Origin of the sequence: Rhizobium sp. BK661 (assembly GCF_024808825.1) — a bacterium.
GTDB lineage: Bacteria > Pseudomonadota > Alphaproteobacteria > Rhizobiales > Rhizobiaceae > Rhizobium.
Genome location: NZ_JANTYT010000004.1, coordinates 212,740 through 239,182, shown reverse-complemented (window position 1 = coordinate 239,182; position 26,443 = coordinate 212,740). Strand labels below are relative to the sequence as shown.

The 26,443-nt window shown below is 60.2% G+C and carries 28 protein-coding genes; 17 read left to right on the top strand and 11 right to left on the bottom strand.

Annotated elements, in window-relative coordinates; all coding sequences use genetic code 11:
- Positions 1 to 75: 75 nt before the first annotated feature.
- Both FHX16_RS11880 and FHX16_RS11875 read right to left on the bottom strand, forming a co-directional pair.
- A complete protein-coding gene (locus FHX16_RS11880) occupies positions 76 to 1,257 on the bottom strand; it encodes a low temperature requirement protein A (protein ID WP_183862707.1) in 1,182 nt (393 codons plus the stop codon).
- A gap of 26 nt (positions 1,258 to 1,283) precedes the next feature.
- On the bottom strand, positions 1,284 to 1,658 hold the full coding sequence (locus tag FHX16_RS11875) for a gamma-butyrobetaine hydroxylase-like domain-containing protein (protein ID WP_183862709.1): 375 nt from the start codon (positions 1,656 to 1,658) through the stop codon (positions 1,284 to 1,286).
- 134 nt (positions 1,659 to 1,792) lie between these two features.
- Between FHX16_RS11875 and moaA the strand changes: the two genes are divergently transcribed.
- On the top strand, positions 1,793 to 2,839 hold the full coding sequence (gene moaA, locus FHX16_RS11870) for a GTP 3',8-cyclase MoaA (protein WP_183756385.1): 1,047 nt from the start codon (positions 1,793 to 1,795) through the stop codon (positions 2,837 to 2,839).
- Positions 2,840 to 2,860: 21 nt separating this feature from the next.
- Here moaA and FHX16_RS11865 read toward each other — a convergent pair whose 3' ends face one another.
- Positions 2,861 to 3,631 (bottom strand): SDR family oxidoreductase, encoded by a 771-nt coding sequence (locus FHX16_RS11865; RefSeq protein ID WP_183862711.1) that lies wholly within the window; start codon positions 3,629 to 3,631, stop codon positions 2,861 to 2,863.
- A 202-nt stretch (positions 3,632 to 3,833) separates the two neighbouring features.
- Between FHX16_RS11865 and FHX16_RS11860 the strand changes: the two genes are divergently transcribed.
- The 4 genes from FHX16_RS11860 to FHX16_RS11845 are packed head-to-tail and all read left to right on the top strand — an operon-like array spanning position 3,834 to position 6,708.
- Positions 3,834 to 4,742, top strand: coding sequence for a DMT family transporter (locus tag FHX16_RS11860; protein ID WP_183862713.1), 909 nt, complete (start codon positions 3,834 to 3,836; stop codon positions 4,740 to 4,742).
- Positions 4,743 to 4,749: 7 nt separating this feature from the next.
- Positions 4,750 to 5,382, top strand: coding sequence for a molybdenum cofactor guanylyltransferase MobA (gene mobA / locus FHX16_RS11855; protein WP_183862715.1), 633 nt, complete (start codon positions 4,750 to 4,752; stop codon positions 5,380 to 5,382).
- Entirely contained in the window at positions 5,382 to 5,897 is a 516-nt protein-coding gene (mobB, locus tag FHX16_RS11850) for a molybdopterin-guanine dinucleotide biosynthesis protein B (RefSeq protein ID WP_183862717.1), read from the top strand. Before mobA ends, mobB begins: the two co-directional genes overlap by 1 nt.
- Before the next feature lie 22 nt (positions 5,898 to 5,919).
- Positions 5,920 to 6,708, top strand: a complete 789-nt coding sequence (locus tag FHX16_RS11845; RefSeq protein ID WP_183862719.1) for a GNAT family N-acetyltransferase — start codon at positions 5,920 to 5,922, stop codon at positions 6,706 to 6,708.
- Positions 6,709 to 6,798: 90 nt separating this feature from the next.
- Here the strand turns inward: FHX16_RS11845 and FHX16_RS11840 are convergent, their stop codons facing one another.
- On the bottom strand, positions 6,799 to 9,060 hold the full coding sequence (locus tag FHX16_RS11840) for an OmpA family protein (protein WP_183862721.1): 2,262 nt from the start codon (positions 9,058 to 9,060) through the stop codon (positions 6,799 to 6,801).
- Positions 9,061 to 9,383: 323 nt separating this feature from the next.
- On the opposite strand from FHX16_RS11840, the gene FHX16_RS11835 reads away from it, so the two are divergent.
- From FHX16_RS11835 to FHX16_RS11820, 4 genes are all read left to right on the top strand, one after another.
- Positions 9,384 to 10,160 carry an ABC transporter substrate-binding protein gene (locus tag FHX16_RS11835; RefSeq protein WP_016554208.1) on the top strand — a complete coding sequence of 259 codons (777 nt, stop codon included), beginning with the start codon at positions 9,384 to 9,386 and terminating at the stop codon, positions 10,158 to 10,160.
- Positions 10,161 to 10,273: 113 nt separating this feature from the next.
- Entirely contained in the window at positions 10,274 to 11,077 is an 804-nt protein-coding gene (locus FHX16_RS11830) for an ABC transporter permease (protein WP_016554209.1), read from the top strand.
- On the top strand, positions 11,074 to 11,904 hold the full coding sequence (locus FHX16_RS11825) for an ABC transporter permease (protein WP_183862723.1): 831 nt from the start codon (positions 11,074 to 11,076) through the stop codon (positions 11,902 to 11,904). The genes FHX16_RS11830 and FHX16_RS11825 overlap by 4 nt, the downstream gene beginning before the upstream one ends.
- 159 nt (positions 11,905 to 12,063) lie before the next feature.
- Complete coding sequence (locus tag FHX16_RS11820; RefSeq protein WP_016554211.1) at positions 12,064 to 12,330, top strand: usg protein; 267 nt, start codon at positions 12,064 to 12,066, stop codon at positions 12,328 to 12,330.
- A 17-nt stretch (positions 12,331 to 12,347) separates the two neighbouring features.
- Here the strand turns inward: FHX16_RS11820 and FHX16_RS11815 are convergent, their stop codons facing one another.
- Entirely contained in the window at positions 12,348 to 13,070 is a 723-nt protein-coding gene (locus tag FHX16_RS11815; protein ID WP_183862725.1) for a DUF2270 domain-containing protein, read from the bottom strand.
- 124 nt (positions 13,071 to 13,194) lie between these two features.
- On the opposite strand from FHX16_RS11815, the gene FHX16_RS11810 reads away from it, so the two are divergent.
- The 5 genes from FHX16_RS11810 to FHX16_RS11790 all read left to right on the top strand — a co-directional run bounded on the left by FHX16_RS11810 (position 13,195) and on the right by FHX16_RS11790 (position 17,335).
- On the top strand, positions 13,195 to 14,010 hold the full coding sequence (locus tag FHX16_RS11810) for a class I SAM-dependent methyltransferase (RefSeq protein WP_183862727.1): 816 nt from the start codon (positions 13,195 to 13,197) through the stop codon (positions 14,008 to 14,010).
- Between the two features lie 127 nt (positions 14,011 to 14,137).
- Positions 14,138 to 15,745: a hypothetical protein gene (locus FHX16_RS11805; protein ID WP_259128385.1), complete on the top strand. Its 1,608-nt coding sequence runs from the start codon at positions 14,138 to 14,140 to the stop codon at positions 15,743 to 15,745.
- Positions 15,746 to 15,835: 90 nt separating this feature from the next.
- On the top strand, positions 15,836 to 16,519 hold the full coding sequence (locus FHX16_RS11800) for a glutathione S-transferase family protein (RefSeq protein ID WP_183862731.1): 684 nt from the start codon (positions 15,836 to 15,838) through the stop codon (positions 16,517 to 16,519).
- Positions 16,516 to 16,851, top strand: a complete 336-nt coding sequence (locus tag FHX16_RS11795; RefSeq protein ID WP_183862733.1) for a helix-turn-helix transcriptional regulator — start codon at positions 16,516 to 16,518, stop codon at positions 16,849 to 16,851. The genes FHX16_RS11800 and FHX16_RS11795 overlap by 4 nt, the downstream gene beginning before the upstream one ends.
- A gap of 7 nt (positions 16,852 to 16,858) precedes the next feature.
- Positions 16,859 to 17,335 carry an SRPBCC family protein gene (locus FHX16_RS11790; RefSeq protein WP_183862735.1) on the top strand — a complete coding sequence of 159 codons (477 nt, stop codon included), beginning with the start codon at positions 16,859 to 16,861 and terminating at the stop codon, positions 17,333 to 17,335.
- A gap of 265 nt (positions 17,336 to 17,600) precedes the next feature.
- On the opposite strand, the gene FHX16_RS11780 is transcribed toward FHX16_RS11790, so the two are convergent.
- From FHX16_RS11780 to FHX16_RS11765, 4 genes are all read right to left on the bottom strand, one after another.
- Positions 17,601 to 18,425: an ATP-binding cassette domain-containing protein gene (locus tag FHX16_RS11780; protein ID WP_183862737.1), complete on the bottom strand. Its 825-nt coding sequence runs from the start codon at positions 18,423 to 18,425 to the stop codon at positions 17,601 to 17,603.
- A gap of 10 nt (positions 18,426 to 18,435) precedes the next feature.
- On the bottom strand, positions 18,436 to 19,272 hold the full coding sequence (gene ssuC, locus FHX16_RS11775; RefSeq protein ID WP_183862739.1) for an aliphatic sulfonate ABC transporter permease SsuC: 837 nt from the start codon (positions 19,270 to 19,272) through the stop codon (positions 18,436 to 18,438).
- Positions 19,273 to 19,381: 109 nt separating this feature from the next.
- Positions 19,382 to 20,557 carry an FMNH2-dependent alkanesulfonate monooxygenase gene (gene ssuD / locus FHX16_RS11770; RefSeq protein WP_259128382.1) on the bottom strand — a complete coding sequence of 392 codons (1,176 nt, stop codon included), beginning with the start codon at positions 20,555 to 20,557 and terminating at the stop codon, positions 19,382 to 19,384.
- 29 nt (positions 20,558 to 20,586) lie between these two features.
- Positions 20,587 to 21,552 carry an aliphatic sulfonate ABC transporter substrate-binding protein gene (locus FHX16_RS11765; protein ID WP_183756369.1) on the bottom strand — a complete coding sequence of 322 codons (966 nt, stop codon included), beginning with the start codon at positions 21,550 to 21,552 and terminating at the stop codon, positions 20,587 to 20,589.
- A 254-nt stretch (positions 21,553 to 21,806) separates the two neighbouring features.
- Here FHX16_RS11765 and FHX16_RS11760 point away from each other — a divergent pair, with 254 nt between their 5' ends.
- Entirely contained in the window at positions 21,807 to 22,676 is an 870-nt protein-coding gene (locus FHX16_RS11760) for an NAD(P)-dependent oxidoreductase (RefSeq protein WP_183756368.1), read from the top strand.
- Positions 22,673 to 23,374 carry a DNA alkylation repair protein gene (locus FHX16_RS11755; RefSeq protein ID WP_259128377.1) on the top strand — a complete coding sequence of 234 codons (702 nt, stop codon included), beginning with the start codon at positions 22,673 to 22,675 and terminating at the stop codon, positions 23,372 to 23,374. Before FHX16_RS11760 ends, FHX16_RS11755 begins: the two co-directional genes overlap by 4 nt.
- 68 nt (positions 23,375 to 23,442) lie before the next feature.
- Here FHX16_RS11755 and FHX16_RS11750 read toward each other — a convergent pair whose 3' ends face one another.
- Positions 23,443 to 24,432, bottom strand: a complete 990-nt coding sequence (locus FHX16_RS11750; protein ID WP_019279868.1) for a sugar-binding protein — start codon at positions 24,430 to 24,432, stop codon at positions 23,443 to 23,445.
- A gap of 47 nt (positions 24,433 to 24,479) precedes the next feature.
- On the bottom strand, positions 24,480 to 25,460 hold the full coding sequence (locus tag FHX16_RS11745) for an NAD(P)-dependent oxidoreductase (protein ID WP_183862744.1): 981 nt from the start codon (positions 25,458 to 25,460) through the stop codon (positions 24,480 to 24,482).
- A gap of 213 nt (positions 25,461 to 25,673) precedes the next feature.
- On the opposite strand from FHX16_RS11745, the gene FHX16_RS11740 reads away from it, so the two are divergent.
- On the top strand, positions 25,674 to 26,417 hold the full coding sequence (locus FHX16_RS11740; RefSeq protein WP_040674400.1) for an ATP-binding cassette domain-containing protein: 744 nt from the start codon (positions 25,674 to 25,676) through the stop codon (positions 26,415 to 26,417).
- Positions 26,418 to 26,443: the final 26 nt, after the last annotated feature.

Here is a 26,443-nt window from a genome sequence, read left to right as displayed (position 1 = left end):
TTCTTTTGGCTGAAACGGGCCGAATGGTCGACCGGCCATGCGACTCGTTTGAGCCAACGGAACGCTTCAAAGGCTCTAGTGAACCGTGTGACCGACGGTCTGCCCGGCAAGCGATCGATACTCCCACGCAGCCACGATGATCAGCACCAGGGTCGCGAGAATGCCGGCGAGATAAACCTCGATGAACGGTGCGATGAACGCAAGCAGGATCAGCAGCACCAAGCCTGCCAGATGCGAGAGTGGCATGCGTCCGCTGGTCGCTCCCTTGAACCACAGATTGCCGGCCAGAAACAGCCCTGAGCCGCCGAGCACCGATGCCATGACGCCAAGGTTGCCGGACTCGTGCGGATGCGAGAACATGAACTCGACCGCAACGGCGTGGACAATAATGCCCGCCAAGATCGGAATGTGGGCGTAGGTAAAGGCCTGGCGCGCCAAGCTTCCCGGCGTTTCTTCGTGCTCGATCCGATGCGCCGCCCGCTCGTGGCCAAAACGGAAATAGAGCCACCACATCGCCACCGTGCCTATGAAGCCGGTGACGAAGACAACCGCCGTCAGTGTTGAGAACGGCATTTCCGAGAATGTCCGCCCCGAAACCAGCACCGCCTCACCGAGGCAGATGATGACAAATAGCGCGCAACGCTCGGCCATATGTGCGCCGGACACGTCCCACTCAGTCGCATTCGACTTGCCAAGCCCCGGCACTGCGAAGCCGCTCGCCGGCCCGGCATACTCGATGGCAAGCGCAATCACCCACGCGATCAACCGCGCCTCATGTTCCAGGAAGCCGCCGACGATCCAGAAGACACCGGAAACGATGAACCAGGTGCTGATACGCAAGAAGTTGCGGCAGTTGGCAGCGCTCTGATCCTTAAAGGCATATGTCGTGAACAGCGATCGGCCGACCTGCATAAAAACGTAAGCGCCTGCGAACAGCAGTCCCTTGTCAGTGAAGGCTTCCGGAATGGACGCGGACAGAACGAGGCCGAGCAGCATCAAAACCCCAAGCATAATCCGCACGGGCATCTTGTCGGGATCGAGCCAGTTCGTAGCCCAGGCGGTGAATATCCAAACCCACCAGACTGCGAAGGTCATCAACCCGGCTTCGGCGGCGCCGAGTGGCGTATAATGTGCTGCAAGCGCATGCGAGAGCTGCGAGATCGAGAAAACGAAGACCAGATCAAAAAACAGTTCGAGGAAGGTGACCCTGCTGCTGCCCTTGTTCCGCAGCCAGTTTCGTTTGCTCGTTCCCGTCATGCAGTCCCCCTTCTAGCTGTTGTCGTTCAGCGCGGCTTCTCGGACGTGTCGCGATCCATGCCCTTCTCCCGCAACTCGTCTTCATAGGCGGCGAATAGCTCTGCGCCATGCTCGCCGAGTTCGCGCAGATAGGTCCACGTATAAATGCCCGTATCATGCATGTCGTCGAAGCCGATGCGCACGGCGTAGTTGCCGGTCGGTGTCAGCGAGATGATCGCGACATTGCGCTTGCCGGGAACCGTCACCTTCTGTCCCGGCCCGTGGCCCTGCACTTCCGCCGACGGCGAAAGCACGCGCAGCATCTCCGCGGAAAGATCGAAGCTTCTCTCATCGTTGAACGTGACGACGAGGTGCTGCCGGTCTTTTGAAACTCTGAGTTCGGTCGGCCAGATATCGCTCATGATCCCACTCCCCTTCAAAAATGACGAGTAGGCAATGGCGCTTGGCGAGGCAAGCGTAATTTGCCGCTCCCGACAGCGTTTCCCTTGACGTGGCAATAGCCTATACGCACATTAGTAGCATTGCGGAGGCATTCGTGAACAGCAACGTCGGAACGACAGGCAGCGCATCGCCACTGGTTGCAGAGGCGAAACCAATGATCGACCCCTTCCAGCGGGCCGTGACCTATCTGCGCGTATCCGTCACCGACCGCTGCGATTTCCGCTGCACCTACTGCATGGCCGAACACATGACCTTCCTGCCGAAGCAGGAGCTATTGACGCTCGAAGAGTTGCACCGGCTCTGTTCGGCCTTCATCGCAAAGGGCGTGCGCAAGTTGAGGCTCACTGGCGGCGAGCCACTGGTGCGCAAGAACATCATGTATCTGGTGCGCGAGCTCGGCAAGCAAATCGGCTCTGGTCTCGACGAGCTGACGCTGACCACCAACGGTTCGCAGCTTTCCCGCTTCGCCGATGAACTCTACGCGTCGGGCGTTCGCCGCATCAATGTCTCGCTCGATACGCTCGACCCCGACAAGTTCCGTCAGATCACGCGCTGGGGCGATTTCCACAAGGTGATGGAGGGCGTCGAGGCGGCCCAGAAGGCCGGTCTCAAGGTCAAGCTGAATGCGGTGGCGCTGAAGGATTTCAACGACAGCGAAATGCCCGAGATGATCCGCTTCGCGCATGGCCGCGGCATGGATCTGACCGTCATCGAGACCATGCCGATGGGCGAGATTGAGGAAGACCGGACGGACCGCTACCTGCCGCTGTCGAAGCTCAGGGCCGATCTCGAACAACAGTTCACGCTCTCCGACATTGGCTACCGGACCGGCGGCCCTGCCCGCTATGTCGAAGTGAAGGAAACTGGCGGCCGACTCGGCTTCATAACGCCGATGACCCATAATTTCTGCGAGAGCTGTAACCGCGTGCGGCTGACCTGCACCGGGACGCTCTACATGTGCCTCGGCCAGAACGACGCCGCCGACCTGCGCGCCGCCGTCCGCGCCACCCCGGACGATGGGCTGCTCTATGCGGCGATCGACGAGGCGATCTCGCGCAAGCCGAAGGGTCACGACTTCATCATCGACCGCACCCATAACCGCCCGGCCGTCGCCCGCCACATGAGCGTCACCGGCGGGTGACGCCCACTGAATTCAAGCAGATCAGGTCCGGTTGATCGAGACCCCGCCATCTGCCAGCATCGACGTGCCGGTCACGAAGCTTGACATATCCGATCCCAGGAAAAGTGCTGCCTTGGCGATTTCCTCCGGCTGCGCCAGGCGCTTCAACGCGTGCAGGCCATGGATGAAGGCGACCAGCTGCATATCCGGGTTTTCGAAGTTCGCCGGGTTCAGCGCGGTGTCGGTGCCACCTGGCAACAGCGCATTGACGCGAATGTTTTTTGGACCGAGTTCGGCGGCAAGCACCTGCACCAGCCCGGTCAGTCCGGCCTTGCTCGCCGCATAGGCGCCCATCCCTGGCATCCCCGCCGTATGGCCGACGAAGGTCGAGGTGTAGACAATCGATCCACCGCCGCGGTCAATCATCGCCGGCACCTGGTATTTCGCTGCGAGAAACGCACTCGTCAGGTTGAGCGCCAGCATTTCGTTCCAGCCAGCCAGCGAAAGGTCTGCCACCGGCGCTGATTCGCCGGTGCCGCCGGCATTGTTGAAGGCGACGTCGAGACCGCCGAAGCGCTCGACCGCCACCTCGACCAGCCGCCGGTTCAAAGCTTCCTCGCGCACGTCACCGGCAACGGCTACGGCCTCGCCACCCGCGCGCTCGATCTCTTCGACCAGCATGCCGAGTTCGGCCTCGCGTCGGGCCGCAACGACGAGCCGTGCGCCTTCGGCTGCAAAGAGTTTGGCTGCTGCCCGGCCGATGCCTGAGCTCGCCCCGGTTATGATCGCAACCTTGCCATCCAGATATCTCATCTCGGAACCTCCGCTTGTTGTTTGCGGTATTCCAAATCTCAGACATCGGGGCGCGCAGCCACCCGTTTCCTGCCCTCGCCTGCCCGCACCGCCTGGGTCATTGTGCACTGCGCAATCGAATTATCGCGACTGTGGCTTTCGATCGATTCCCTTGGCGACAGGCACCTTCTAAAAGGACGTGTACGAGAATCGGAATATCGACATGCCGCGGTCCCGCAATACCCAGGGCGCCATCTACATGAGTTCGGCCATGGCCGGATTTTCCTGCAGCGACGCACTTTCCAAGTCAGTTATCGCCTCGATGAATGCCGGCCAGATCATGTGTCTGCGCGGCCTGTTCACGAGCATTTTCGTCTACCTTATTGCCCGTCACATGGGGGCGCTGCGTCCGTGGCGCATCATCCTCAAACCGATGATCATCATCCGCGTCATCTGCGAGATACTGGCAGCGGTGACTTACATTACCGCTCTTGGAATGATGCCGATCGCAAACGCGTCCGCCATCCTGCAATCGCTTCCGCTGGTTGTTACTTTCGGTGCGGCGCTGTTCTTCCGCGAGCCTGTCGGTTGGCGTCGCTGGTCGGCCATCCTCGTCGGCCTGATTGGCGTGCTGATCATCATCCGGCCCGGACCGGAAGGCTTTACGGCCGCCGCCCTCCTCTGCGTCGGCAGCGTCCTCACCACAGCCGGCCGCGACCTCGCCACCCGCGGTATTGGGCGCGAGATCCCTTCGCTGATGATCACAGTGGTAACGGCCGTCTCCGTGACGGTCGTCGGCGCCTTGCTGACGCCGCTGCTTGGCGGTTGGGAGCCAGTCAGCATGACATCGCTGTCCCATCTGCTGCTCGCCGCCATTCTGGTGCTGATTGGCTATCAGTCGGTGATCATGGCGATGCGAACGGGGGAAATCTCCTTCGTGGCGCCATTCCGCTACACCAGCCTAATCTTCTCGACATTGCTGGGCTTCGTCTTCTTCGCGGAGTTTCCCGATCTCTGGACGCTGATGGGTGCTGCAGTGGTCATAGCGTCCGGCCTCTACACGTTCTATCGTGAAGCCAAGCGCCATGTGCCGCCAGTCGCCCAGGAATCCGAGCCGAGAACACCCGTCTGAGGCAATCATGAACGATTTTGCACTAGATAGATCCAATATACCGGGTGTGGTCCTGGCGGGGGGGCGCTCTTCCCGCATGGGCCGAGACAAAGCCTCCGTGCGCCTCAGCGGCCGCAGCCTGCTCGAGCGCGTCATCGAACAGCTTGAGCCCCAAGTGAGCACCCTTGCGGTCAATGCCGATGCGACGCCGGAAAACTGCCGGCATTTGTTCATTCCTGATATAATTCCCGGCAAAGCGGGACCGATGGCTGGCATTCACGCGGCGATGGCCTACGGCGCAACGCTGAGGGGGGTGACGCACGTGATGACGGTTTCTGTCGACAGCCCGTTTTTTCCCAACGACCTCGTCGATTGGCTTGCAGGCGCCATCGACGCGCCCTTGAAGATTGGTATTGCCGCCTCTGAAGGCCGCAGTCATCCGGTGTTCGGCCTATGGCCCGTTAAACTTGCCGATGATCTCGAAACCTGGATTGCCACCGATGAAAAACGCCGTGTTCGGGACTTCCTCTTACGGCATGACGTAAGGGAAGTTGACTTCCCGCTGCGTCCGACACGGGCGAGCCTCCTCGATCCGTTCTTCAACGTCAACACGCCTGACGACCTCAAAGAGGCGGAACGCTGGCTCAAGGTGCTGGTCTGATGGACAAGCCGAAGGTTTTTGGCATCGCCGGCTGGAAGAACTCGGGCAAGACGGGCTTGGCTGTCCGCCTCGTCGAGGAATTCACCAGCCGTGGTTACAGCATTTCCACAATCAAGCACGCCCATCATGACTTTGACATCGACAAGGTCGGCGCCGACAGCTACCGCCATCGGCAGGCCGGCGCGCACGAAGTCACCATCGTTTCCGGGACGCGCTATGCCATCATGCACGAGTTGCGCGGCGCCCCGGAGCCGACATTCGAAGAAATCCTTGGCCGCATCGCGCCCTGTGACCTCGTCTTGATCGAGGGCTATAAGCGCGAGCCGATTCCAAAGATCGAAGCCCGCCGTTTTGACTCCGCGAACCAGGAACCTCTCGCGCCGACGGATCCTTTCATCGTCGCCATTGCGACCGATCACCCGATCGCCGAAGGCTTTCTGCCGGTCTTCAATCTGGACGACACCAGGGCGATCGCGGACTTCATTTCGGGAATAGTGGAACTACCTGCAAAGTAGAAAACCCTGTTGCGAGGGAGCAATGACCTACTACGGCACGGAAAAGCAGCAGCGCTTGCAGCGTCAGTCCGACGAGGCGCAGCCTAAAATCGCTGCCACGCCGGGCCTTGTGCAAGCCGGGCGGTTCTTCTCGGTCGACAACTTCGACCTCATCGACTGGGCATTTGTCGACGAGCGCCTCGCCCAGGACGGCGTCTTCGGCTTCCGCATGATGTCGGCAACACGCATCGAGGACATCCGCCTGAAGCTGGGGCCGTCCTATCGCGTTGACGTGTGGAGTGTCTGCAGGGCCGATCGCACGGCGGCGACACGAGCCTGCACTGCGATCCTGAAGGATGACATTCCCGGTGGCCTGACGCGTGTCAATCTGACGGCCGATCCCGGCGACGACGCTGTCGGAGCTATTCAGACATGCATGGCGGAAAATGGCATAGCGCCGTTTTCAGGCGCCATGCTGGCTGGCAACATAGTCCCCGCGGTCACCATCGCCCTCGCTGACGCTCAAGGTCATGTCGTCGCAACCGCTCACGCGAATATGCCTTTCAACACCCACAGCAAACACTCAGGCACCGCCTGGGTCGGTTTGATCGCCGTCGCGGCGCAACAGCGTGGAAAGGGGCTTGGTCGGCTTATCAATGCCCTAGCGGTCAGAGCGGCCTTCGAAACGCTGGGAGCCGACGAAGTGGTTGAGTTCGTCCACGCTGACAACATCATTTCACGCCGGATGATTGAGGCCTGCGGCCTCCGCCTCGATCCCAGTATTCTTTGCGGGCTTGCAACGCCAATCGTCGACGCCCGCTTTACGACCTGAGGCTCGGCAACCGCCACCAACATTGCAGCGCGAGCAAAAGAAAAAGCCGCCGGTCTCCCGGCGGCTTTCCCGTCAACTCTGGCCGTCAGCTCAGTTGCGCGAAGCGACCGGGCGAACGAGCGCCGTCACGCGGCGGATGGTGACACGGCGGTTTTCCTGGTTCGGTCCTTGCGTATTGACCTTGAGGTAACGCTCGCCGTAGCCCTGCGTTGCTAGGTTTTCGGGCGGGATGCCGTAAACGTCGGTCATGACGTTCGCGACGGATTCAGCGCGCTGATCCGACAGGACGAGGTTGCTCTGGTCAGACCCCACAGCGTCCGTGTGACCTTCGATCAGGAAGGTTTCCGACGGATCCTTGCGCAGGACCTCATTGATGGCATCTGCAACCTTGCGCAAGCTGCGCGCCTGACTCATCGGGATTTCGGCACTGCCCGTCGCAAAGGTGATCGTATCGAGGTCAATACGGCGAACCTTGTCGCGGATACGTGCCGAGTACTTCACTTCGTTCAGCGAATAGACACGCTCTACCGGTTCCACCGGCGGCTCGCGGAGGAAGTCGTAGTAGTCGCGGCCGTCGTCGCTGCTCGTGTCCATGATGTAGTCATCAAGCGGAATGCGCAGGCGCATCGGCGGCAGGTCGCGACCCGGATCCTCGAAGTAACCGCGGTCCGGATCTTCGTAGAGATCAGGCGAATAGTAGAGAACCGACTCACGGCCTCGGTTGTCGAGGCGCGACCGCTGGATGATATCGCCATAGCGATTGCGGATCGTCACGATCTGATAGCCGTCACGGTCGATGGTCTCGCGATAGCGATCCCGTGGCAGCTGCTCGTAAATCGGACGTTCGCCATCCCGCAGGAAGCGCCTGTCGTCATCGCCGCGAACGATCGTCTGGTTGTTGATCTGAATGATCACGCGATTGTCGTCGCCGCGCTCACCGAAACGTGCACCTTCCGGCCTGTCAAACTGCGGACGCCTGTCGAGGCGCCGGCCCTCTTCGCTGGTGACGGCTTCGATCTTGATCGGAGCGGCCTTGGCGCCTTCGGTTATGATCTGGGCGTCGGCATCCGACTTCGGGACGCGGAAGTTCTGCTCCTGTCCACGCTGCCTGTCGCGGTCACGGCGCGACTGGACCCCACCGGAGCGATCGGCGTCCTTGTCGCTATCGAGAACGGCAGCACCGTTTTCAACCGGAAGAACGACGGTTTCCGTGCTCTTGCTCGGATCAGCGGCAATCTCCTTACGACGCTCAAGCTCCTTGGGCGTGACCTTCTCCGGAGCAGGGATAGCCTGTTCTGCCTGACCGGCTGCCGGCTGGTCAGTCGGCTGCGCCGGGACTTGTTCCCCCTGCTGAACAGCCGGCTCGCCTGGCTGAGGCGCGGGAGCCTGCTCACCCTGCTGCTGAGCTGGCTGCATGCCGCCGGGTTGGGCTTCGATCGCCGGCTCCTGCGCGGGAACCGCCGGCTTTTCGGCCGTAGGCGCCGCCTCCGGCTTTGGAGCCTTTTCAGGCGCGGGCGACTCCTGCGGAACAGGCGTATTTTCGGCTGCCGGTGCCTCCTGCTGCTGAGCAGCCTTCTTGCGCGGCTTTACCGGCTGTTCCGAGCCATCCGTGGCCTGCTTGCTTCCCTTGCCCTTTTGCTGTGGCTCTTCGGTCTGCGGTTGAGCCTGCTCCTGCTGCGGGGCGCCCTGTTCGGGCTGCGGTTGCGGCGCGGCCTCTTCCTGCGATGGCTGCTTGTCACGCTTACGACGTGGCTTTTCCTGGCTTTCCACAGGCTGCTGTTCCTGGGCCGCCGGCGCTATCCGCTCCTGCGGAGCCGCGGCCTCAGCCGGCTCGGAGGCCGACTGCCGCTTCTTGCGCGGCTTTTCGACAGGGGCTGCTTCCTGCAACTGCTGTTCCTGGGCCGGGGCTATCTGCTCCTGCGGAGCCGCGGGCTCTGCCTGCTCGGCGGCCGGCTGCCGCTTCTTGCGCGGTTTTTCGACGGGGGCTGCCTCCTGCAATTGCTGTTCCACGACAGGCTCTTGCTGTGGCGCGGGCTGTGCCTCTGCTGCCGGCTCACGCTGCTTGCGTGGCTTTTCGGCAGGCGCTTCCTGCGATTGCTGTGGCTGCTCCTGCTGGGCGGCCGGCGCCTGTTCTTCACCGCCGCCGCCGTGCTGCTTGTGGTGCTTCTTCAGAAGCTCTTCGTCGGATGGCGCATCCTGTGCAACTTCGAAGCTGCCCGCGACTGCTTGCGGCAATGTGCGAACCTGTTCAACGCTGGCAGCTGCTGCGAAGGAATGTACTGGAGGGATTACGAGCGACAGCGACAACAGCGGAAAGGCGGCACTGGCAAACAATCTGGATTTCATTCCCATAGGGGCTCCTCGTTGTACTTTATGTTCTTGAGACGCAGTCGTGGCCGCGTCCGATTTTGGGGCGTTCACCCACGGCGAAAACCGCGCGGGGACTGCATTTGTTCCACGAGTCTTAGGAACTGGACTATTAACCCGGTATGAATGTGGCAGTGCGGCATTGTTCATCTTCGCCATAGTTGACCGTTCGCCGCGCCCCTGCGATTCCAGTTGCAATTCCTCAAAAAAAGGTTTGAGTATCGCGCCAAGGCAGCGCCCAGCGCCGCCCTGCTCAGCCGCCGTCCAAAAGAAGAACACGAGCGGCAGCACCAACAGAGAGGACTAACATGCGTATCTCCACCCGTATTCTCGCCGCCGCTTCTGTCGCCGCGATGTCTCTTTTCGCAGGCGCCGCCATGGCTGATGGTGAGAAGTATGTCATCGGCACGGACTCGACCTATCCGCCCTTCGAATATGTTGACGCCAGTGGGCAGTTCCTGGGCTTCGACATGGACATCGCCCGCGCACTCTGCGCCGAGATGAAGGCCGACTGCACCATCGTCAGCAGCGACTGGGACGGCATCATTCCAGCACTCCAGGCCAAGAAGTTCGACATGATCATCTCGTCCATGTCGATCACGCCTGAGCGCTCGAAGCTCGTCGACTTCACCAACAAGTACTACAACACCCCGCCGGCAATCGCCGTGCCGAAGGATTCGACCATCACCGACGTTGCCGGCCTGAAGGGCAAGACGATCGGCGCGCAGACCTCGACCACCCACTCGAACTACGCTGAAAAGCACCTGCCCGACACCGAGCTGAAGCTCTACCCGACGGCAGACGAATACAAGCTCGACATCGCGAACGGCCGTGTTGACGCCGTCATCGACGACATCGTCGTGCTGTCGCAGTGGGTCAAGTCGGATGCCGGCGCATGCTGCAAGATCCTGACGCCGCTCCCGGTCGACAAGGAAATCAACGGCGTTGGTGCAGGCATTGCCGTCCGTAAGGGCGACGACGCGCTGCGCGAAAAGCTGAACACCGCGATCGCTGCGATCCGCACCAGCGGTGAGTACAAGAAGATCCAGGACAAGTACTTCGACTTCAACGTTTACGGCGAATAAGAAAAGCTGTAGGTCGCTCATAAAGCTGATGGCGGAAGGCTTGCTCTTCCGCCATTTTTGTTTGACAAGGATGGAAAGATCAAAGCGGTACAAACCGCGAGGGGAAAACTGGCATGGGCGGATTATTTTCCGCGCTGGGCTCATTGTGGGCCTGGATTGGGCATATCTTCGATCCGCTTTGCGGACCTGCAGGACTCTTCACCTGGTTCGGCTCTTCGACGATCCTGGCCTGCGGCGACACTGGTTGGGGCGATGAGATCGCCGCCGGCCTGAAGGTCACCGTTGCAGTCGCTCTGGTAACGCTGCCGATCGGATTGATCATCGGCTTTCTCGTGGCACTCGGCCAGCAGTCGGAAGAGAAATCGGTCCGCCTGGCCGCCGGCATCTACACCACGATCTTCCGCGGCCTGCCGGAACTGCTGACGCTGTTCATCATCTATTACGGGATGCAGATCCTGATCCAGTCGGTCCTCGCCTCCTTCGGATACGAAGGCCGCATCGAGATCAATGCCTTCTTCGCGGGCATGATTGCCCTTTCGGTCGTATTCTCCGCCTATTGCTCCGAAGTGCTGCTCTCGGCTTTCCGCGCCATTCCCAAGGGCCAATACGAGGCCGGCGACGCCTTGGGCTTCCATCGCGGCCGCACCCTGTTCCTGATCGTGCTGCCACAGCTGGTGCGGATCGCCCTGCCCGGCCTGGTGAACCTCTGGATGATCCTGCTCAAGGACACGTCCTACGTCTCGATCATCGGCCTTGCGGATATCCTGCGCCAAACAGGCGTCGCCGTTAAGGTCACCAAGCAGGCGTTCCTCTTCTATACCGTTGCCTGCGCTCTCTATCTCGGTCTCGCCGTTATTTCCTCCTTCGGGCTCAGCTACATCGAGCGGTGGGCCAAGCGATCGGAGATCAGCCGATGAGCCACGCCCAGACCCTCATTCCGGCGCAGCCGGCGCCGAAGCAAGCGCACAAGCCGATCACCGTTGCACGCATCACCGGTTACGTGGTCGTCGCTCTCTGGATTCTTCTTGCCGCCGCGCTGATTGCAATGGTGGTCAGCGGTTGGGATTCGGAAAAATTTACCCGCTACGGTCCCCGCTATCTGCATGGCCTGTACACGACGATCATGCTCGTGGTGATCTCGGTTTTCTTTGGCGCCATCCTCTCCTTGCCGCTGGCCTTTGCCCGCATGTCGAAGAACAAGGTCATCAACGGCATCGCCTATTGCTACGTCTACGTGTTCCGCGGCACCCCGCTGCTCGCCCAGCTCTTCCTCATTTATTACGGCCTCGGCGGCTTCCGGCCGCAGTTGGAAGCCGTCGGACTTTGGTGGTTCTTCCGCGACGCATGGTTTTGCGGCCTGTTTTCAATGACCATCAACACGGCCGCCTATCAGGCGGAAATTCTGCGCGGCGCCATCCAGAGTGTTCCGCGCGGCCAGCACGAGGCCGCGGCTTCGCTCGGAATCCACAAGGTCATCGCCTTCCGCAAGATCATCCTGCCGCAGGCGCTGATTGTCGCCCTGCGCCCCTACGGCAACGAGATCATCTTGTTGATCAAGGGCTCAGCGGTCGTCGCGATCATCACCGTTCTCGACCTGATGGGTGAAACGCGCTACGCCTTCTCGCGCACCTTCGATTACCAGACATACCTTTGGGCGGCGATCTTCTACCTCAGCATGGTCGAGGCGCTGCGCCATCTCTGGGCTTGGATCGAGCGCCGCCTCACCCGCCACCTGAAGCGCTGAAGAGGTTGGCAGCACTCACTGCCGACAGCTGCCAACGACTTGAAATTAAAAGATAAATCCATGAGACACTAGCAATTCGTCAAGCTTGGGTTAAGCTTATCGTGGTTCCATTTTATGGATCGCTAATACGCGATCATTGGAACCAGAAGCGAGACGACGATGCACAAGGACATGGAAAGGCAGCTGCAAGGCTACGGCCTGACGACGGCCCAAATTATCTACCGGATGCCGGATCACCGAACGATCCTCCAGACCTATATCTGGCAGGACTACGACCTTGCTCCGGACTTTCCAGAAATGCGCAGTTTCCTGAAGTTCTGGCAGGAGAAGCTCGACGGGCCGTTGCATTCGGTGCGCTACATTCACCGCAAACTGATCTCGGCCACCGAATGGCGCGCGCTGAGAGGTGAATTCATAATCAACTGATCGGGCCGCACGGCCGGTCAGACATGAGCCTCCCCTTTGACGAACTCGTCTTCGTCCATCTCTCGGTGCAGTGTGCCATAGAGGATGCCGGCATAGGCCAATACAACGACGCAGAGCACTGCCCAGCCGGGAATTGGCCCAAGTGCCGCGTTCTCGACCACATAGGTCCAGGAATGTGTCTGCGTCAGCGGATTGCCTTCGGTCTGGAGCTTGGGTGTCGTGATTTTCAAGCACCATGCGAGCAGCAGGATCAGGTACATCCAGCAATAGTTTCGCCGCAGTCGACGCTTTACCGCCCCGTGGTAGCTCAGCAGAAATTGCGGATTGCGCAAGCTCTTGGCAATCGCGCCGGCCCAATCGGCTTTGAAATCACCATTCGGCGCCAGGATCTGTGCGAAATAGCCTCGCTCAAGCTTCCGTACGCGGGCACGATAAATGTCGAAGAAACGATAGCGACGGGCCTCGATGAGCAGCAGCAACGTAATCAGCATCATCCCGAAAAGCAGCACGCCGTGATGCGAACTCGGTGTCGAAAGTGAAACCGAAAGCAGCGCCGCCGCCACGGTGATCGCCCAATTCGATGTGCGGTCGATGCGATCCCGCCAGCTGATCATCCGGCCGAGCTCACCGCGGTAATAGTGGCTGAGCGTATTCGTGATCTCGCCTGGAGTTGCCGGGAGCGCCGGGCGCAGACTATCCAACTCCTTCTCGAAATTTGCCTTGCTGACTTCGGCGACCATGGCATTTCCTCCATTTTGTTCTTGTTCATTAGAGGACACTTACTTTGCTCCTCGAACGTCGCCATTGCAAAAGACATTCAGTCGCCGTAGACGCAGCTTTGGAATAAAATGATGGTGAATTGCTATGGCCAAGAAGATCGACGAAGACGCACTCGCGGAAGCCTATGACCGGGCACTTGCACTCGAGAAGGCGGGCGACGTTGACGCCGCCGTGAAGGCCTATGAAGAGGTCCTCGCCATCGATCCGGAAGATCATGGCGGTGCCGCCGTGCGGATCGCTTCCATGGGCCGTGGCGAGACGCCGACCAAGGCGCCCGACGCCTATGTCGAGACCCTGTTCGACCAGCATGCCGAAGTCTTCGAGGATGTCCTCGTGGAACAGCTCGGCTACCATGTGCCGATGATGGTCCGCCAACGGCTGCAGGAATTAAAACTCGGCCCCTTCAAGCGCATGCTCGATCTTGGCTGCGGTACTGGCCTCACCGGCAGCGCGCTCGGTGATCTCTGCGAAGATATGACCGGGATCGACATCTCCGAAAACATGGTCGAGATCGCCCATGAAAAGGAGCTCTACGAAACGCTCTTCGTCGCGGAGGTAGAAGATTTCCTCGACGACAATGACGAGGACCCGTTCGACCTCATCACCGCAACGGACGTCCTGCCCTATCTCGGCGCGCTCGAACCGCTGTTCTTCGGCGCGGCGGAAAATCTGAACCCGGATGGTTTCTTCATCTTCTCATCGGAGGAACTTTCCGAGGCTTCGGGAAACGGCCAGCCGTATATGGTCGGACCTCATCAGCGCTTCCTCCATTCGGCGACCTATATTCGCGAAAGGCTGGCGGCAACCGGCTTCACGCTCGTCGAAATGAGGGAGATCAACGTTCGCATGCAAGAAGGCCTTCCGAGTCCAGGCCATCTGGTGATTGCGCGACGTGGCTGATGGCAGTCGCGAAATATCCGCGCGACACAGGGTTTTACGGCAAAATACAACCACCAATTGCGTCTCGTTGGTAGACGAGTGACCATTTGAGGCTGAACCTCTCAGAGCAACCCTGGGGAGAGGTCGCATGGGAGAGTCGCAACCATTCAACATCGCTAACTTACTGCGCTGGCTCCATTCGGAATTGCACGACTTGGACATCCAGTGGCCGGTTTTGCTTTTGGCAGTCTTTATCCCCCTGCTGCTCATCTACGCGCGCAATGACATACGCGTGCGACGCCTGCGTATCATTTCGGACTTCATAGCCTCCTATCCGACAACGAGGGACCAGGACCCAGCGAGGGCCGGCGTTCCATCGGACAGGCCGGGTAGCAATCCGGCCCTCGAGTTTGTGACATCGAAATATCTATCCGATCTGCGCGAACCGGACGACCAACCGATCCGGCTCGGTTCCGAGGGCCTGATCAAGGAGATCGAAAGGCGGATGCGGTCGTCGCGCATCATCGGCAACGCGGGCGACCTCCGGCTGTTTCTTTCCGCGCTCGGCTTCATGGTCATTTGCTATTTTGGGTTTGGCAGCTTGCTCAAGGCGCTTGAAACCGGGCTGCAGGTTGCAGGTGTCGAGGGCGCCCCAATATGTGGCGCAACAACCACGTGCTGCCCACCGAACGCCTTCCTGGGTCAGATCCGGATCATAGGCACGCTGGCATTCGCAGGCGCCTTTATTGCAGCGATCCGCCAGTTCATTCGCAGCCTCGCAGTCTTTGATCTCTCCGCCTACACAATTATCTGGCAGACAGCGGAGATATTTGCCTCCGTAGCGATCGTAATCTTCCTCTACGTCGCCTTCACCGATCCGACACGCCTGCTGGGAACGCTGGGCGCGGGCGGCGACGGAGCACGCGATTGTACCCATATTTCATGGGTGTGGCTTGCGCTTGCTCCCTTGCTGGGTCTAGCGCCGCAGAGCGCGACCAAGTTCCTGCTCATCAAGATGCAGTCGTTCATCTCGTGGATAAAGATGGACGACGACCGCTTCTATCCAGTGACCCGTGTCACCCCTCTGGATGTGCTCGACGGGATCGACTACGCCACCCGCTTCAGGCTCGAGGAGTGCGGCATCTACGACGTCCAGAACCTTGCCACCTACAATCCGATCCAGCTTCACATCGAGTCGCCTTACGGCATCTATCAGACGATTGACTGGGTCGGACAGGCGCAGCTCTGCAATATGCTGGGCCTCCCTAAGTATCTGATGCTGAAGCAACTGAACATCCGCACTGTCTTCGATCTGGAGCGCGCCATCGACTACGGAGGACGGGAGGCTGCGCCCACCGAAAAAGCAGGGCCCGACGAATTCGATAAGATCTATGCGGGCGTTCTTTTTGCCGTTACCGCAGACGCGCGCAGGATCGGCGAACTTGGCGGCCTCAACGCGTTTATCATACGCAATGAACCCACAAATTCGCTGCCACCAGGAGACAGTCCTTCGGCATCTGCTCTTCCGCCCATCCAAGCAGCAACTGTCGATGAATATTTTACCTGGGCTTGCCGAACCATCACCGAGAATCCAGCGAAAACGAAGGCTTGCGTGGAGCACTTGATCGGATGGATCGCTGACGACCTCCACGTTCGGCGGCTACGGCGGATCTGGCAAGAGATGTCGGATGATCTAGGCAATCGCTCGAAGCGACTGGACAACGGGCCGGCACCTCCTCAACCCGTCAATAGTTAGCTAATCACGCAACTTTTTCGTTGAATATGGGGTCACGACCTGATACTTAGCCAATCACGCAAGTTTCAAACAGCGTGAAAGGCTGGCCTCATGTCGCTCTTCCTCCACAGTCACCCGCTTGCATCCTTTTGCCACAAGGTCCTGATCGCCCTCTACGAAAACGCCACGCCGTTTGAGGCCGTGCACGTCGATCTCGGGAGCGAGGCGTCCAGATCTGCCTTCTTCAGTGTCTGGCCGCTCGGAAAAATGCCGGTACTGCGCGACGAAACCCGGGGCCGCACCGTGCCGGAAACGACGATCATCATAGAGTATCTTGATCGCTATTATCCGGGCGCAAGACCGCTTATCCCGAACGATTTTGATGAAGCGCTCCAGGTCAGGCTGTGGGATCGGCTCTTCGACCTGCACGTGCAGGAACCGATGCAGCAGATCGTCGCGGAGCGGCTGCGTGGCGGCGGCGATCCGAGCCGCGTGGCGGACGCCCAGGCGGCGCTACGCAAAGCCTACGGAATGATCGAGCGGCAGCTTGACGATTGCCTGTGGATCGCCGGAGACAGCTTCACCATGGCCGATTGTGCGGCCGCTCCCGCCCTCTTCTACGCCGAGACACTGGTTCCTTTCGTGGACCAGCCGAGGCTGCAGGGCTACTACGACAGACTTCTTGCGCGCGCCTCCTTCGCCCGGGTCCTTGAGGAGGCGCGTCCGTACTTCAAGTTCTATCCCTATCGTGAACGGCTGCCTGCCCGCTTCCGGCCAGATGAAGCCGCAAAATGATGCACGAACCCGCCGCTCTCGATCAGATGTTCCACGCGCTGTCGGACCGCAGTCGGCGCGGCATGGTCGACCGTCTCGGCCACGGCCCTGCCTCGGTGTCCGAACTGGCCGAACCGTTGTCGATGGCGCTCCCGACGGTCATGAAGCACCTGGCGGTCCTGGAGCGAAGCGGCCTTGTCCGATCGGAAAAGAGCGGCCGTGTTCGGACCTATCGCCTGCAAAGGGACGCATTGGCAGAGATGGAACGCTGGCTTGCAGCGCATAAGGCGGGTTGGAACAAGACTTTCGATCGCCTGGAGCAGTTCCTGGCAGATGAGCAAAAACCGGAGTGATGAAGCGATGACGACGTATTCCTCCATGCACGAGACGTTCGCGATCGAGCGAAAGATGCGGGCTCCCGTTTCACGCGTTTTTGCCGCCTGGGCAGATCCGGACGCCAAGCACCAGTGGTTCGCCTGCCACGATGAATGGGTGTCCCTCGAATACAGCCTCGACTTCCGCGTCGGCGGCCAGGAGCGAAACCGCGTCGCCGACAGCGATGGAGTCCCACACGTTTATGAGGCGCGCTATATCGATATCGTGCAGCAGGCGCGCATCATCTATGCCTATGACATGAAGCTCGGCGAAACACGCATTTCGGCATCGCTCGCAACAATCACCTTCGAGGCGACGCCATCAGGGACAACCATGCTCTTCACGGAACAGGTGGTCTTCCTTGACGGTTACACCGACGGCGGTTCCCGCCGGCAAGGAACCGAGATTCTGGTCGACCGCATCCAGGCCTATGTCGAACGCGAGAGCAGCACAACACACTGAGCCGGTTTCATGCTAGATTGCTGTCCGAACAATCCCACTGCGAGTAAGACGGCATGAGCGCAGGAAAGAGGCCTTCCCAAACCGGAACCGCCCAGAAAAGGCGGCACAAGTTTAATCCCAAGCGCGAACCTAGACCCGAAGTCCTGGCAAGGGCCAACCACACGGTCGCATGGGCAGCGGCCTGGGTCGTCGTAGGCTTTCTGGTGATTGCTACCGCCGCTAGATTTTTGTTCTAGTCGCCCTTGAGGCCGCCGTGGTCAAAAATTCACTGAGCGGTCTCCGTTCCCAGGATCGCCGCCAACAGCCGCCCTTCAAGCTCTGCCAGTGCGGGATTGCCGTGTCTGCGCGGATGCGGATAGGGAATCGCCAGATCGAGCGCAATGCGCCCCTCTTCGAGCACGATCACACGATCGGCGAGATGCACAGCCTCGCTGACGTCATGCGTGACCAGCACGGCCGTAAAGCCCAATTCTCGCCAGACGCGATTGAGTAACTCCTGCATGCTGATCCGTGTCAATGCGTCGAGTGCCCCGAGCGGTTCATCGAGCGCCAGTACGCCCGGCTTGCTCACCAGTGCCCGCGCCAGCGCAACACGCTGCCGTTGTCCGCCTGAGAGACGGGCCGGCCATTCGTTTGCTTTTTCGACAAGCTGCACCTCGGCAAGCACCGCCTCGGCTTCCCCAAGGGCGGCACCTTTATCGACGCCATCGCCGAGCCCGACCGCGACATTTTTGGCAACGCTCAACCAAGGGAGCAGGCGCGGCTCCTGAAACACGATCCTCGCGTTCCCTTGGGCATCCGCACCGTCTGCGTTTTCAAAGTGCAGTTCACCGCTCGTCGGCTCATCGAGCCCCATCAGAATGCGCAGGAGCGTACTCTTGCCGCAACCGCTCTTGCCGATAACCGCGACGAACTGCCCGGCCGGAATGTGGAGATTGATGCCGCGCAGCACACGGTTGCCGCCGAAGCTCTTCTCAAGTGCTCTCAGGGTAATCGTCGCGGCCCCGGTGCGTTCCGGCGTCGCACGATCGGACTCGTATTCGAACTCGTCAGCGGCCCCTTGAAAACGTTCATGCGCAATGATGGTCACGACGCCTCTCCTACTTCTGATAAACCGGGTTCCACTTGAGCGCTCGACGTTCGAGCGCCCGGGCGACAACATCGGCAAGCTTGCCGAGGATGGCGTAGATCACCAGCGCCAGCACCACGATGTCCGTCATCATGAACTCGCGCGCGTTGTTCGCCATGTGACCGATACCGGACGAAGCAGCGATCGATTCCGATACGATCAAGGTCAACCACATGATGCCGAGTGCGTAGCGCAGGCCGACGAAGATGGACGGCAGGGCGCCGGGAAAGATCACCTTCCTGAACAACGTCCAGCCTCTCATACCATAGACGCGGCCCATTTCGATCAGGTCACGGTCGACGTTGCGGACGCCGTGATAGGTGTTGAGATAGATCGGAAAGAGCACGCCGAGCGAAGTCAGGAACAACTTGGATTCTTCGCCGATCCCGAACCAGAGGATGACCAGCGGGATCATGGCCAGATGCGGGATCGTGCGCAGCATCTGCAGCGTCGTATCCGTCAGCTGCTCGGAGATTTTCGAGACGCCATTGGCGATGCCGAGCAGGAAACCGATCGAGCCGCCAACCAGCAGACCGGCAAAGGCTCGGCCGGCGCTGACGAGGATATCGTGTGGCAACTGCCCTGTGGCGGTCGTCGACCAGAATGCAACGGCTACATCCGCCGGTGACGGCATGATGCGGGAGGAGATCCAACCGGCCGAAGAGGCCAGTTGCCATACGGCGATGATCGCCACGGGCACGAGGAAGGGCAACAGCTTATCTCGCCCCGGAAGAGGCAGACGGATATTTCCCTTGCGTTCAACGCGGTCGGTTAGTGCCCGCCCAATCGGCGTGTCGAAAGTCGACATGAAGGTTTTTCCTCGCTGCTGCTTGCTCCACCTCAACTTCGGAGAGGCATGGGGGTGTGGTCATCAATCAAGAAGCGTCGCCCGATAGCGGGCGGCGCCATCTGGCGGGTCAGGAGCCGGAAACTACCTTCAGGTTTCCCCCATGGCTGCCGCCACCGAAGACCTGATGCTTGGCGAAATCGGTCTGGAAGCCGTGCCGTTGCTCGTCGCGTGCGATCCCGAGTTCCGGGAACAATAACTCGGCCACACGATAGGCTTCCTCGAGATGCGGGTAACCGGACCCGATGACGGTATCGATGCCGACGTCCTGATACTCGCGCAGCCGCGCGGCCACTGTCTTCGGCGAGCCGACCAGTGCCGTTCCTGCACCGGCGCGCACCAGGCCAACACCGGCCCACAGGTTCGGTGAAACTTCCAGCTTGTCGCGCCTGCCGCCGTGCAACGCTGCCATGCGCTTCTGACCGACCGAATCGGATTCCTTCACGAAGCGCTCCTGTGCCTCGCGGATCGTCTCATCGTCGAGCTTCGAGATCAGGCGATCGGCCGCCGCCCATGCTTCCTCATCTGTCTCGCGGACGATGAAGTGCAGGCGAATGCCGAAGCTCACCTCACGGCCTTTTTTCGCAGCGGCCGCGCGCACCTTCTCGACCTTTTCGGCGACCTGTGCAGGTGGCTCCCCCCAGGTCAGGTACTTGTCAACGCGACCAACCGAGAAATCAATGCCGGCATCCGACGAACCGCCGAAATAGAGCGGCGGACGCGGGTTCTGGACTGAGGGAAAACCAAGCTTCGCATTCGTTGCCTTGATGTACTTGCCGTCATAGCTCGCGACGCCTTTCTCGAGCAGCTCTTCGAACACCGTGAAGAACTCATCGGCATGGGCATAGCGCTCGTCATGGGCCAGATGAATGCCGTCGCCGGCCAGCTCCTCCGGACTGCCACCGACAACGATGTTAAGCAACAGGCGGCCATTCGAGATGCGGTCCAGCGTTGTCGTCAGGCGAGCGTAGTAAGCCGGCGACGCCGTGCCCGGGCGGATGGCGACCAGGAATTGCAGCCTCTCGGTCTTGGCGGCAAGTGCTGCCGCCGTCACGAAGGATTCTTCACAGGCGACGCCTGTCGGCAGCAGCACGCCGGAGTAGCCAAGTCGATCGGCCGCCTGGGCGATCTGGGTGAGATAGCCGATCTCGGGCGCACGCGTCTGCTCGTTCGAACCGAGATAGGCGCCGTCCCCCGAGGTCGGGATGAACCAGAGGAAATTGATGGGATCGTGTTTGCCGGTCATGGAATGATGCCTTCTAGTCGGAATAGAAATCAGCTTGCCTTGGCGCGCCAGACGATGTCGCCGGTGTTCAACTGCTTCGGGACGATGCCGAGCTTGTAGAACTCATCGGCCAGCCCCTGCTGATAAGCCGCAGCCGCATCCGTAATGCCGGAAACACTGCCGAGGTCGGCCCCAGCTCGCGTCAGCGTCACACGCGTCACTTCGGGCGGCACGCCGGTGATTTCGGAGAGCTCCTTGATTGTCTGATCGAGATTGCTCTGTGCAGACCGCCCGACCTGCGTCAGCTCATCAAGCACATCGGTGATGACCTGGCCGTTTGCGTCGGTGAATTCGGCATTCGCCAGGAAGAAGCTGTAGGAGTCGACGATGCCTTCGGCCGTTGTCAGGATGCGCGTTTCCGGATCCGCCTCCGCGATTGCGAGATATGGATCCCAAATCGACCAAGCCTCGATGCTGCCATTCTTGAAGGCGGCTGCGGCGTCCGCTGGGCTGAGATCGACGCCCTCGATATCCTCAGGCGCGAGCCCAACCTTGCGCAGTGCCTTTACCGTGACGTTATGGGCGCTCGAGCCGCGCTTGAAGGCAACCTTCTTGCCCTTCAGATCTTCCAGCGACTTGATCGGCGAGTCCTTCCTGACAAGGATCGCCGAGCCGGCCGGGCTGCCTCGATAAAGTCCAACATAGTAGAGGTGACCACCGGCGGCCTGCGCGAAAAGCGGGGGGACATCACCCGTCGCGCCGAAGTCGAGCGCACCGGCGCCGAGCGCCTCAAGCAGCGGTGGGCCCGAGGTGAACTCCGACCAGCTGACGGTGATGCCGCGATCAGCCAATCGCTTCTCCAGCGCGCCGCGGCGCTTGGCCAGAGCCAGAACGCCATTTTTCTGCCAGCCGATCCGAAATTCGGTCGCCGCCGCACGCGCGCCTTTGATCCCGGGGAGCAACGCCGTTGCCGCCGCCGCGCCGAAAAGCCCCAATGTCTGACGTCGTGAAATCATCGTCGTTCCCTCGTTGGGAGTCGGCCTTGTCCGTCGCCGCTCCAGCGTTTCGATGTTTCAATCTTGATAAACCCCATTAAATCGATCGACATTTATATTTATTATCTTTTGGCGCTTGCGGGATTATCCGAACCAGCATTCGGCCCTTTCGGGGAAAATTTTTCCCTCCAGATGTTGCTGGCTCTTCCGACGGCTTTTCGGGCGCCGTGCTTTCGGCTAATCCTCATGCCCTGCATTCGGGAAAGGATAGACACATGGCAAAAGTCGCATTCATCGGTCTTGGCGTAATGGGGTTCCCCATGGCTGGCCATCTCAAGGTGAAAGGCGGCCACGATGTCACGGTCTACAACCGGACCACGGAAAAGGCGGCTGCCTGGGTGGAGAAATTCGGCGGCAAGTCCGCCCCAACGCCGGCAGAAGCGGCGAAGGATGCGGACTTCGTCTTCACCTGCGTCGGCAACGACGACGATCTCCGCTCGGTGACAACGGGCGAGGACGGCGTTCTCCTGACGATGAAGCCGGGCGCTATCCTCATCGACAACACGACCGCAAGCGCGGAAGTTGCCCGCGAGCTCGATGCCGCCGCGAAAGCAAAGGGCTGTGCCTTCATCGACGCCCCGGTATCGGGCGGACAGGCAGGTGCCGAGAATGGTGTGTTGACGGTCATGTGCGGCGGTGAAGAAACCACATTCGACAAGGCGAAGCCGGTGATCGATGCCTATGCCCGCATGGCTGGCCTCATGGGACCGGCCGGTGCCGGCCAGCTCACCAAGATGATTAACCAGATCTGCATAGCCGGTCTCGTGCAGGGACTTGCTGAGGGCATTCATTTCGGCAAGCGCGCCGGCCTCGATATCGAGAAGGTAGTTGAGGTCATCTCCAAGGGCGCGGCCGGCTCCTGGCAGATGGAGAACCGCCACAAGACCATGAACGCGGGCAAGTACGACTTCGGCTTCGCCATCGACTGGATGCGTAAGGATCTCGGCATCGTCCTCAGCGAGGCGCGCCGCAACGGCGCGAAGCTGCCAGTGACAGCCCTCGTCGACCAATTCTATGGTGACGTTCAGGCCATGGGCGGCAATCGCTGGGATACGTCCTCGCTGCTGGCTCGATTGGAGAAATGATCGTCCCCTCCTCCAGCGCAGCAGAGCTCATCGCGCATCTGCGGACGCTGCGCTCTGAGGAAATCATATCAGGCATGGCCCGTTTCGGGATCGTCACCGAAACCGCGCTTGGGATCTCCAATCCGGATCTGCAAAAGATCGCGAGGATAGTGAAGCGAAATCACGCTCGCTCGCTTGAGCTTTGGCAAAGCAACGTCCGCGAGGCGCGCCTACTGGCGCTCTATACGGCCGAACCTAAAAGGTTGACGCCGGACCTTGCAAGAACATGGTCCGATGACTTCGCCTCGTGGGAGATCGTCGATACCGCGGCAGACCTCTATGTCGAAGCCCGTCTCGAGGCGCTGATATCGGAGTTCGCGGCCGACGATCGTGAGTTTGTTCGGCGAACCGCCTTTGCCATGATCGCGAGCGCTGCAGTTCATATGAAGAAGGAACCGGACGAAACCCTGTTGGCGTGGCTTCCTCTCATTGAGTTGCATGCTGGCGATCCACGCAATTTTGTGCGCAAGGCGGTGAACTGGGCGCTGAGGAACATGGGCAAACGCAATCTGTATTGCCACGCGAAGGCACTCGCGGTCGCGGAAAGCCTCGCCGCATCCCGCGACCGGACCGCGCGCTGGATCGGGAAGGATGCCGTGCGGGAACTGACAAGCGAGAAGGTCATTGCCAGGGTGGAACGAAAGTCCGCCGAACGATGACCGCGCCTCAGTCGTGTTGAAAACAGCGGACGGAGAATCTTCGTCCGCCCGCCGTTCCTTCTACCCAACTATTTCTGGATGCACGTATCGACCGTGTCCTTCGTGCACTCGTCAAGACCGGTGAAAACAGGATCCGGGACGGTCTTGCCGGCGATCAGATCCATCATTACCGACGGTGCCTTGTAGCCCATTTCAAAAGGCCGCTGGCCGACGAGCGCCGTAACGAGGCCTTCCTTGGCAATCGCGACTTCATCGCCGATCGTGTCGGCCGCACCGATCACGAACTCGTTCTTGCCGATCTTGTCGGCCATCGGCTTGAAGAGATCCCGATAGGGCTGTGGTGCGCCGAACAGCGGCCAACCGCCCATGATGCCAAAGGCATCGAGGTCGGTATTGGCGGCGAGAATGTCGGTCATGGCCTGAACGCCCTTGGCGCCATCGTCATTGGTAAAGACCGGGCAACCGGCAACTTCCGTCCACCCACCCTCACCTTTCAGCGCCGTCAGGCCTTTCTGGCCGGTCAGCGTGTCACGCATTCCCTGCGCACGACGCAAAATGTTGTCGGCGCCGGGGTTGCCCTCGATCGTGCAGATCTTGCCGCCCTTCGGCTTGGCTTTCTTGATGTATTCGCCGATGCGGGCGCCCATCAGATAGTTATCGGTGCCGAGATAGGTTTTGCGCAGTGCCGAGTCCTCGGCAGCAAGGTCGGCATCGAGTGTCATGACGGGGACCTTCGGATTTGCCGTCTTCAGCGTCTGCGCGATCAGCTTGGCGTTTGACGGAGAAATAGCGATGGCCGCCGTTTCGGATTTACCCAATACGTCCTGAACGATTTGCGCTTCGCCGGCTTCATCGGAAGTCGATGCGGGACCGGTGTAGAAGCATTCATATTCGGAGTCCGGGTTTTCCTTGTTCCATTTCTGGCAACCCTGGTTGATTGCCTCGAAGAACGGGTTGTCGAGCCCCTTCACGACAATGACCAGCTGTTTCTTCGCGGCAAGGGCCTGTCCAGCCGTCAGCGCCAGCACCGCGGCTGTAAGCAATAATGCCTTCCTCATAGCTTCCTCCCATTTAAAAATGGCGGACGCCATCGCCCGCCACATGATCAACCCGGATACCAGACGATGCGAGGATCCTCCTCCGAACGCATATACCCCCAGGCCGAGTCGATTAGCATTTCCAGATCGTAGACGGGCCGCCATCCCAGCAGGTACTTGGCCTTGCTATTGTCCATCCAGTTCGAATGGAACTGGCTTGGGATGTCGACCGAGTTGAGCCCGCGCGTGCGCGCCAGATGGGCGGCGACCTCGCCGTAGTCGACGGGACGATCCATGCAGATGTTGAAGAGCTCCCCGTTGGCGCGCCGATTGTCGAGCGCGGCAAGGATCGCGGAAACAAGGTCATCCACATGCACGAAATTGCGCTTCAATGGGCGACCGTCAGCGTCACGCAGGAGCGGGATCGTCTGTTCCCGCGCATAACGCACAGCATCGCTCGCCGGAACAAGCGTCTTCCAGTCCGGCCCTCCGAAGACGTCATCACCGAACGACAACGTGAACTTGAAATCATCCTTCTCCATGATCCAGGGCGCACGCAGACAGCAGCCATTGATGCCGTACTGGATCTGGAATTGTTCCAGCATCACCTCTTCCAGAACCTTCGACAGCGCGTAGCACCCGGGATAGGCTTGGTGCGGCGTGGCCTCGGTGATCGGCGCTTCATGGCGATAGAAGAAATGGCCGATTCCGGCATCACCGCCGATAAGAATGAACTGGCGCGCAGTGGCGCTCGTCCTGAATGCCTCGAGTAGCCAGAAAAGTCCCTTGACGGTGACGTCCATGACGTCCTCAGGCGTTTCCTTGCATGTCGCCAAATGCACGACATGTGTGACGTCGGCAAGCGCCTTGGTTACCGTCTCGCGATCGCTGATCGAGCCTCGGAGGGTTTCGACCCGCTCGGTTTCTGGGCACAAGCGATTATGACAAAGCGCGCGAATGCGCGCCTTTGAAAATCGCGGATCGTCGAGCAGCCCAGCGATGAAGTGCTGCCCGACCTTGCCCGTTCCACCGGTGACAAGGATCAGCATACTCTCCTCCACCAATAGCTAATATACAGACACCTACGCGCGTCAATCGAATTGTAGTACAAAACGAATAATTGTAACGGAGCCCGTAAATTAGCAGCATCCGATTGACGGTTTCGCGCGGTTCTGGGTAATGTTGCAACGGCTCGCGAGGGAGGAACTGGCGAGCTACATCACGGCCCGAAATAGGGGTTTCGGCTTTAGGAGGCTAGACGGCTGGTGGCAGTTCTCGAGCTCGCCAACATATCAAAACATTTCGGCGCCATACAGGCGGTCAACGACGTTTCGTTTTCACTGGAAGCGGGAGAGGTCGTCGGGCTGATGGGCGACAATGGCGCCGGCAAATCGACACTCGTGAAAATGATCGCCGGCAACTTTCGGCCGAGCCATGGCGCGATGCGGCTCGATGGTCAGGATCTCATCCTTCACAAGCCGATCGATGCGAGACAGCGCGGCATCGAGATCGTCTATCAGGAACTTGCGCTCTGCAACAACCTCACCGCCGCAGCCAACGTATTCCTTGGCCGCGAACTCCGCCGCGGCCTCGGCCCGCTGCGCATTCTTGACTACCGGACGATGTACAAGCGCGCCGGCGAAATCTTCAAGGAACTGAAATCGGAGACACGCCCGCGCGACCTGGTGAAGCAGATGTCGGGCGGCCAGCGCCAAGCCGTCGCGATTGCGCGCACCATGCTGGCCGAGGCGAAGCTTGTGCTGATGGATGAGCCGACGGCCGCCATTTCCGTTCGTCAGGTTGCGGAGGTCCTCTCCCTCATCCGCCAACTGCGCGATCGCGGCATCGCCGTCATCCTGATCAGCCACCGCATGCCCGACGTCTTCTCGGTAGCTGATCGGGTGATCGTTATGCGGCGCGGCCGCAAGGTTGCCGACAAGCAGATCGGGGCAAGCTCGCCGGAGGAAGTCACGGGGCTCATAACCGGCGCAATCGAACAGGTGTGAACAAGCACCGGATGCAAGCGAACGAA